General features: G+C 64.7%; 8 protein-coding genes. 4 read left to right on the top strand and 4 right to left on the bottom strand.

The features are described from left to right. Nucleotides 1–26: 26 nt before the first annotated feature. Nucleotides 27–557, bottom strand: a complete 531-nt coding sequence (locus tag G3436_RS17520; RefSeq protein ID WP_163947422.1) for a ferritin-like domain-containing protein — start codon at nt 555–557, stop codon at nt 27–29. An 87-nt stretch (nt 558–644) separates the two neighbouring features. Beyond that, entirely contained in the window at nt 645–983 is a 339-nt protein-coding gene (gene osmE / locus G3436_RS17515; protein WP_163947420.1) for an osmotically-inducible lipoprotein OsmE, read from the bottom strand. A 135-nt stretch (nt 984–1,118) separates the two neighbouring features. On the opposite strand from osmE, the gene G3436_RS17510 reads away from it, so the two are divergent. The 3 genes from G3436_RS17510 to G3436_RS17500 all read left to right on the top strand — a co-directional run bounded on the left by G3436_RS17510 (nt 1,119) and on the right by G3436_RS17500 (nt 2,908). Further along, nucleotides 1,119–2,012, top strand: coding sequence for an esterase/lipase family protein (locus G3436_RS17510; protein ID WP_163947417.1), 894 nt, complete (start codon nt 1,119–1,121; stop codon nt 2,010–2,012). Between the two features lie 62 nt (nt 2,013–2,074). Continuing rightward, nucleotides 2,075–2,368: a PsiF family protein gene (locus tag G3436_RS17505; RefSeq protein ID WP_163947414.1), complete on the top strand. Its 294-nt coding sequence runs from the start codon at nt 2,075–2,077 to the stop codon at nt 2,366–2,368. Nucleotides 2,369–2,479: 111 nt separating this feature from the next. Further along, nucleotides 2,480–2,908: a hypothetical protein gene (locus tag G3436_RS17500; RefSeq protein WP_163947411.1), complete on the top strand. Its 429-nt coding sequence runs from the start codon at nt 2,480–2,482 to the stop codon at nt 2,906–2,908. 2 nt (nt 2,909–2,910) lie between these two features. Here the strand turns inward: G3436_RS17500 and G3436_RS17495 are convergent, their stop codons facing one another. Next, nucleotides 2,911–3,846 carry a hypothetical protein gene (locus G3436_RS17495; RefSeq protein ID WP_163947409.1) on the bottom strand — a complete coding sequence of 312 codons (936 nt, stop codon included), beginning with the start codon at nt 3,844–3,846 and terminating at the stop codon, nt 2,911–2,913. Further along, on the bottom strand, nt 3,839–4,384 hold the full coding sequence (locus tag G3436_RS17490) for a hypothetical protein (RefSeq protein WP_163947406.1): 546 nt from the start codon (nt 4,382–4,384) through the stop codon (nt 3,839–3,841). The genes G3436_RS17495 and G3436_RS17490 overlap by 8 nt, the downstream gene beginning before the upstream one ends. Before the next feature lie 167 nt (nt 4,385–4,551). Between G3436_RS17490 and G3436_RS17485 the strand changes: the two genes are divergently transcribed. Beyond that, nucleotides 4,552–5,559 carry an AI-2E family transporter gene (locus G3436_RS17485; RefSeq protein WP_163947404.1) on the top strand — a complete coding sequence of 336 codons (1,008 nt, stop codon included), beginning with the start codon at nt 4,552–4,554 and terminating at the stop codon, nt 5,557–5,559. Nucleotides 5,560–5,594: the final 35 nt, after the last annotated feature.

The following is a 5,594-nucleotide window of genomic DNA, read 5'->3' as shown; positions in this document are numbered from 1 at the left end:
CTTGCCAGCGAAGGGGGCCGCGCGGTTTACAGACCTTTGAGCAGATCGGCCATATCGTCGGCGTGCTCTTCTTCCTGGGCCAGGATGTCTTCGAAGATGCGTCGGGTAGTTGGGTCGCTTTCACCGATGTACTGGATGATCTCGCGGTAGCTGTCGATGGCAATCCGCTCGGCGACCAGGTCTTCGAGCACCATCTCCTTGAGGTTCTTGCCCGCCACGTACTGCGCGTGGGAGTTCTTGCTCAGGTTGTCGGGGTTGAAGTCCGGCTCGCCGCCCAGTTGCACGATGCGCTCGGCCAGTTTGTCGGCATGCGCCATCTCCTGGTTGGCATGCTCCAGGAACTCCTCGGCGGCGACATTCGCCTTGATCCCCTCGGCCATGAAGTAATGGCGCTTGTAGCGCAGCACGCAGACCCACTCGGTGGCCAGCGACTCGTTCAGCAGGCGCAGGATCTCCTCGCGGTCGGCGCTGTAGCCCTTGGTGACCGCGCCATCCTCGACGTTCTGGCGGGCGCGCTGGCGCAGGGTCTTTACATCGGTCAGTTCAACGTTGCTCATCATGTTCTCCAAGCTGAAAACGGGGGGGGCACGCTCTTATGGCGCGTCGGGTGCACAGGGTGTGAGTGGCGCGCGCGGCAAAAAGTTTTATGTGCCAGACACCGCTTTATCCTGCTCGCGCTGCTCGCAGGTCTTGAAGCCCTTGCTGTCCACATGCCCGGTGGCATCGAAGCGCACGTAGTAGGGCTGCTGATGGCCATCACGGTTGAGCACGTAGTTGTTGCAGGTGCCGCCATGGGGCAGGTCGATCACGCTTGAGGGGCTGCCGCCAATGGCGATCACGCGCTGCATCGTCATGCCGTTCTCGACCTGCTTGACCAGCGGCTCGTGACGATAGGTCACATGATCCACCGGGTTTTCCGGGCGGCTGCTGCAGCCGATCAGGGTGGCGCTTGCCAGCAGTGCTGCCAGGGCGTGCTTGTACATGGTCTCGCTCCCGCGTTGAGGCCCTCGTGGCCCGATACTGGATTGGAACCGCAGCGCGTGCCGGGAGTTCGATTGCAGTTGCCAGTGCTGTGCCTGTAGGGTGGGGTTCGTTCCACGGATCGGGGGAGTGCCGCCATGTCGTCGCAAGCACTTGCAACGCGTTATCCACTGGTACTGGTGCCGGGCATGCTCGGTTTCGTGCGCCTGGTGCTGTACCCCTACTGGTTCGGCATCGTCGGGGCCCTGCGCCGTGGCGGCGCCACGGTGTTCCCGGTGCAGGTATCGCCCCTTCACGGCGACGAGGTACGCGGCGAGCAGTTGCTGCGCATCATCGAAGACCTGCGGCGCACCACCGGCGCCGACAAGGTCAACCTGCTCGGCCACAGCCAGGGCGCACTGACCGCCCGCTATGCGGCGGCCAAACGCCCGGAATGGGTGGCCTCGGTCACCTCCATCGCCGGCCCCAACCACGGCTCGGAACTGGCCGACTACCTTGAACAACACTACCCGGGCCACACTGCCCGCGGGCGCGTGCTCAAGCTGTTGCTGCACGGCCTGGCGCGGCTGATGGGCTGGCTGGAGACCGGCTGGCGCGGCGCTGGCTTGCCCATCGATGTACACGCTTCGCACCAGGCGCTGACCTTTGAGGGCGTGGCGCGGTTCAACCAGCGTTATCCACAGGGCCTGCCACAGACCTGGGGCGGCGAGGGCCCGGCCGAGGTCAACGGTGTACGCTACTACTCATGGTCAGGCACCTTGCAGCCGGGCATCACCGACAGCGGGCGCAACCGCTTCGATGGCAGCAACCGCTTCTGCCGGCTGTTCGCCCGCACCTTCGTGCGCGAGCCGGGCCAGTGCGACGGCATGGTCGGGCGTTTCAGCTCGCACCTGGGCCAGGTGATCGGTGACGACTACCCGCTCGACCACCTGGACATCGTCAACCAGTCGCTTGGGGCTGTAGGCAAAGGCGCACAGCCGGTGAGGCTGTTCACGGAGCATGCGGCGCGGCTGAAGGCGGCGGGGCTGTAAAAATTCTTGTCTACACTGGTGTCGAGGCTGCGCGAAGGGCGTGGCAACCTGGAGAAAACGCCATGAAAATGTTGCGTGTGCCGCTGTTGCTGCTGGGTGTGCTGATGTGTTCACAAGGCTTTGCCGCCACTGCCCAGCAGGAAAAGATGAAAACCTGCAACGCCGATGCCACCACCCAGGCGCTCAAGGGCGACGAACGCAAGGCATTCATGAGCACCTGCCTGAAAAAGGCCGAACCGGCCAAGCCAATGACCCAGCAGGAGAAGATGACCTTCTGCAACAAGGACGCCACCACCCAGGCGCTCAAGGGCGACGAGCGCAAGGCGTTCATGAGTACGTGCCTGAAGAAAAAATGACTCGACGTTGAACGCCAGTGCGAGCAATTGCCGGTGCGCTTGAATCACCGGGCAATTGCTCCCATCATCCCGTGCCCCGAGCGCCCTCGGGGTTTCACACACGGGATCTCCATGAAAACGGACTTGAACTTCAAGCGCCAACGCACGCTGTTCTACGTGTCGGCCACCTGCGCTGGCCTTTTCGGCCTCTACAGCATCGCCATCTTCAATTACTGGACCAGCGTCAACGACGTGCTGTTCTTCGGCCTGATGGGCCTGTTGAGCATCAGCGGCCTGTTCAACATCCTCTGCAGTGCGGACGTGGCCACCACGCTCAGCGTCGAGGGCGACCAGGTGTGCTACTTCGACGGCAAGCACTACCGCGTGGCGGTGCCGGTGGCCGAGGTCACCGAGGTCAAGGTGCAGAACCTGCTGCTGTGCAACCGCCTGATCGTCGACTTCAGCGGTTCGCGCCGGCTGGCGCGGTTCAATATCGACAACCCCGAAGCGTTTCGCGACTACCTGCTGCAGGCCAAGGCCGGCGCCGCCGTGGCGGCCTGAGCTCAGTCGTCGGCCGCCAGCCCCACATAGGTCAGCCGGTCCACCCCGGCGCCGAGGAAGAACGAGAAGGGGCGCCCCAGGCTGCGCAGGCGGCGGCTGCACTCGCTGTGCATGTTGGCCGCATCGGCCCTGGGCGAACCGGTTGCAGGGAGCGGCGCGCCGAGCACGAAGTACAGGCGGTCCTTGTCCGGGCCGGTGAAATCGGTCCAGTCCTTGGCCGCAAGCAGCACCCGCAGGTGGCCAGCGTCGAGCTGACGGCGCAGCGCCGCGTCACGGAAGCTCAGTTGCACCGGCACCTGGGCGGCCTGGAAGTCGCGGCTGAGCACGCGCAGCTGGCCTTGCTCCGCTGCGCCGGGCTCGCCCGGTGTGAACCCGAGCAGATTGAACGGCAGTGCCGGTGCGAGGTAGGTCTCCAGCGTGCAGAGCATCTCGTCGCCCTGGCCGGGCTGTACCCGCAGGAACGTGTTGAGAAACGGCGGCGTGCTGTAGTCGCGGCCCAGCACGATGGCCAGCTCCAGTGGGCGCAGCACGGCCTTGTCGAAATGCCGGGGCGGGGCGCCAGTGGGCCGGCGATTGATGTCCAGCCCCTGTAGCTGGTCGGTGTCCAGGCGCATGTGCAGCTTGAAGGTGACCGCGTTGCGTGCCGGCAGGATGCTTTCGAATACCTCGCGGATCTCCTCCTGTTGCGCGGGGCTGAGCGAGTCGTCGGCCAGGCGCAGGTGCAGCACCTTGTCGTTGTACGCGTCCATTTCCATCACCAGGCTGTCGGTGGGGATGTTGCGCGCCTGCAGCACGCCGCGGATCGAATCGCGAAAGGTGTAGTGCACCTGCTGGCCGTAATACAGGTCGCCCACCGGCGCCTGGAAATGCAGCACCAGAAAGTCCTTTTCGCAGCCTGCCAGCAGCACTGCGAACGCGCACAGCAGCCACTTACGCATGGGGCTTGGCAGCATCGGCTTGAGCTGGCGGCAGCAGCAGGGTCTGCCAGTGGTGCATCGTCTCGACCAGGCTGGGGCGCCCGTTGCAGGTGAGGATGATGGCAACGCCCTTGCTGAACAGCACCTCGACCACGTTGTGCGGTGCGGTCTTGTCTTCGATGTTTTCCAGCGGCATGTGCACCTCCACGCCCTGGATGCAGCGGTGCACTTCGCCGAAGTGATGCACCGCGTAGCCCCAGGTTTGCAGGGGGCCTTGCAGGCGATACACCTGGGCGCGCCTACCGGTGACGTGGGCGAGCTTCTTCCAGGGCAGGTCGGTGACGCCAACCAGCGCGCGAAAGTGGTAGGCCGGGCCGCCGAGAAACGCCAGGGCCTCGCGCTCCTGCTCGCTCAACTGGCGTATCGGGCGGGCGCTGCAGCGGTACCTGATGCCATTGAACCAGACCTTGAAAAAGCGCCAGAAGATCGGCGTGACGCGCCACGCGACCAGCACGCAGAAGATCGGTACCAGTATTTCGAGGATATCCTTTGCTCGCATTCGCGCTCCAGCGACCTGCGCCCGGGGCGCGCCATTCCTTTGGGGGCGGGCATCATAGAAAGATTGCCCGGGCAATACCAGCGCGCTGCGCCCGGCGTGCCTCTATGCCTGCCCGGTGAAGGCTGGCAGACTGCCGTCTCTGCTGTCCTTCACCCTGTCGAGGTTGTATGACTTTTACCCAGCGCCAAGTCGTCCTGGCGAGTTGGATCATCGTGTTCGCCGGGCTGTTGCTGGTGTTGCCGCTCAAGCTGTTGCCGAGCCTGCTGGCCGGTTTGCTGGTGTTCGAACTGGTCAACATGCTGACCCCCAAACTGCAGCACCTGATTGCCGGGCAGCGCGCGCGCTGGCTGGCGGTGGCGTTGCTCGGCACGCTGATCGTGAGCACCCTGACCCTGCTGTTCGCCGGGGCGATCAGCTTCCTGCTGCATGAGGCGGAAAACCCCGGTGCGTCGCTGGACAAGTTCATGCTGCTGGTCGACCAGGCACGCGGGCAGTTGCCGCCGTTCATCGACGCCTACCTGCCGGCCAGTGCGGCGGAGTTCAAGGTGGCCATCGGCGAGTGGCTCAGGACCCACCTGGCAGACCTGCAACTGGTGGGCAAGGGCGCGGCGCACATGTTCGTGACCTTGCTGATCGGCATGATCCTGGGCGCCATCGTGGCGTTGCAGCGCATCCCTGACCTGACCCAGCGCAAGCCGCTGGCCGGGGCGCTGTTCGAGCGTCTGTCGCTGCTGGTACAGGCGTTTCGCAACATCGTGTTCGCGCAGATCAAGATCTCGCTGCTCAACACTGCGTTCACCGGGGTGTTCCTGGCGGTGGTGCTGCCGCTGTTCGGCGTGCACCTGCCGTTGACCAAGACCCTGATCGTGCTGACCTTCCTGCTCGGCCTGCTGCCGGTGATCGGCAACCTGATGTCCAACACGCTGATCACCATCGTCGGCCTGTCGCTGTCGATCTGGGTGGCGATGGCGGCGCTGGGCTACCTGATCGTCATCCACAAGGTCGAGTACTTCCTCAACGCGCGCATCGTGGGCGGGCAGATCCGGGCCAAGTCGTGGGAGTTGCTGCTGGCGATGCTGGTGTTCGAGGCGGCGTTCGGCTTGCCGGGGGTGGTGGCGGGGCCGATCTACTATGCGTACCTCAAGAGCGAGTTGCGCCGGGCCGAGCTGGTGTAGGGCGCGAGAGCTGCGGTGCCGCCTTCGCTGGCAAG

It is taken from the genome of Pseudomonas brassicae (assembly GCF_010671725.1).
Classification (GTDB): domain Bacteria; phylum Pseudomonadota; class Gammaproteobacteria; order Pseudomonadales; family Pseudomonadaceae; genus Aquipseudomonas; species Aquipseudomonas brassicae.
Note: the sequence above shows the minus strand (reverse complement) of the source record. Positions and strands in the feature narration are given on the sequence as shown.

Coding starts and splice junctions, on each gene's coding strand:
- G3436_RS17520 (WP_163947422.1), bottom strand. CDS start 557: ATGAGCAACGTTGAACTGACCGATGTAAAGACCCTGCGCCAGCGCGCC.
- osmE (WP_163947420.1), bottom strand. CDS start 983: ATGTACAAGCACGCCCTGGCAGCACTGCTGGCAAGCGCCACCCTGATC.
- G3436_RS17510 (WP_163947417.1), top strand. CDS start 1,119: ATGTCGTCGCAAGCACTTGCAACGCGTTATCCACTGGTACTGGTGCCG.
- G3436_RS17505 (WP_163947414.1), top strand. CDS start 2,075: ATGAAAATGTTGCGTGTGCCGCTGTTGCTGCTGGGTGTGCTGATGTGT.
- G3436_RS17500 (WP_163947411.1), top strand. CDS start 2,480: ATGAAAACGGACTTGAACTTCAAGCGCCAACGCACGCTGTTCTACGTG.
- G3436_RS17495 (WP_163947409.1), bottom strand. CDS start 3,846: ATGCGTAAGTGGCTGCTGTGCGCGTTCGCAGTGCTGCTGGCAGGCTGC.
- G3436_RS17490 (WP_163947406.1), bottom strand. CDS start 4,384: ATGCGAGCAAAGGATATCCTCGAAATACTGGTACCGATCTTCTGCGTG.
- G3436_RS17485 (WP_163947404.1), top strand. CDS start 4,552: ATGACTTTTACCCAGCGCCAAGTCGTCCTGGCGAGTTGGATCATCGTG.